1 protein-coding gene is annotated in these 1,715 nt (G+C 68.9%); it reads right to left on the reverse strand.

The annotated features are described in order from the left end of the window. Positions 1–1,715 (reverse strand): sensor histidine kinase (locus tag A5694_RS17485; protein WP_064923468.1); only part of this gene is annotated, 1,715 nt, incomplete at both ends.

Raw genomic sequence — 1,715 nt, forward strand, 5'->3', positions numbered from 1 at the left:
GAGCGGCGCAGTTCGTCGGTGCGCATCACGGCGTCGGCCCTCCCCGCTTCGACCGCCAATTCCTCCTGGCGTACCAGTCCCGCGGCCTGCCGCGCCACCACCGACAGCACCCGGCGGTCCCGGGAGGCCAACTGGCGGCCGGCCATCAACATCCAAAACTCGTTGTCGCCGACATCGATCGCGGTGTCGGCGAGAGCCACCGACATGCAGGGGTTCTCGCCGACCGAAGCGACGACCTCGGGCTGTTCGGGGGCCGCGGCTCCGCTCGGCACCCGTACCAGGCTCACCGAGCGTTGCGTGTAGGTCTCGCGCACCCGTTCCAGCAGGCTGTCCAGATCCGCTCCGCGCAGCACCGATCCGGCGAACAGTGTCATCAACTCGGCTTCCCGCGAGGCGCGGCCGGCCTCGCGGGATCGTTTGGCCGTGCTGTCGACCAGTGCCGCCACCGCGACCGCCACCAGCAGCAGCACCACCTCGGTCACCGCGGCGTCGTGTTCGGCGATGGCGAAATCGCCGCGCGGCGCGAGCAGGAAATAGTTGAGCAGCACACCCGACAGCAATGCCGACAGCACGGCCGGCGCGATACCGCCGAGCAGTGCCACCACCAGCACCCCGACCACGAACAGGGCGCTTTGCCCGCTGTTGAGGTAGTGATCCAGCCAGCCGACCACGATCGCGCAGACCAGGCACGGGACGGCGATCGCGGCCAGCCAGGACGCCGCGCGCCGCTCCCGCGGGGAGATCGACACCGCCCGGAAGTTCGGCTTGGTGTCCTCGTCGGTGACGATGTGCACGTCGATATCGCCGGATTGCTGCACCACCGCCGCACCGACGCCCTCGTCGAGGATGCGGGCCCAGCGCGAACGCCGCGAGCTGCCGATCACCAGTTGGGTGGCGTTGACGTCACGGGCGAAGTCGAGCAACGCGGCTGGCACGTCATCGCCGATCACGGTGTGCAGGGACGCGCCCAGGCTGACCGCCAGTTGGCGGATCTGGCCCACGCGCGGCGCCGGCGCAACGGAATCGCCGTCGCGCAGCACGTGCAGCACCAGCAGTTCGCCGCCGGCCTTGGATGCGATCCGGGAGGCCCGCCGCACCAGTGTCTCGGACTCCGGGCCTCCGGTCACCGCCGCCACGATGCGTTCGCGCGCCTCCCAGGTCTCGGTGATCTTCTTGTCGGCGCGGTAGGTGGCCAGGGCGGCGTCTACCTGGTCGGCCACCCAAAGTAGCGCCAATTCCCTTAGCGCAGTGAGGTTTCCGCTGCGGAAGTAGTTGGACAGCGCTGCGTCGACCTGCTCCGGCGCGTAGACGTTGCCGTGGGCGAGCCTGCGGCGCAACGCTTCGGGTGCGATGTCGACCAGCTCGATCTGTGCGGCCTGACGGACGAACGAATCCGGCACCGTCTCTTGCTGCTGTATTCCGGTGATCTCGGCGACGACGTCGTTGAGGCTCTCCAGATGCTGCACGTTGACCGTCGAGATCACCGTGATCCCGGCGGCGAGCAGTTGCTCGACGTCCTGCCACCGCTTGCGGTTCGCGCTGCCCGGTGTGTTGGTGTGGGCCAACTCGTCGACGAGCACTACCTGCGGCCGCCGAGCCAGCACCGCGGGGACGTCGAGCTCGGGGAAACGCTTGCCCCGGTAGTCGATCAAAAGCGGCGGTACGACCTCGATTCCGTCCAGCAGTTCCGCTGTCTTCTTCCGGCCGTGGGTCTC

It is taken from the genome of Mycolicibacter sinensis, assembly GCF_001667945.1.
In the GTDB taxonomy this organism is placed as follows: Bacteria; Actinomycetota; Actinomycetes; order Mycobacteriales; family Mycobacteriaceae; genus Mycobacterium; species Mycobacterium sinense_B.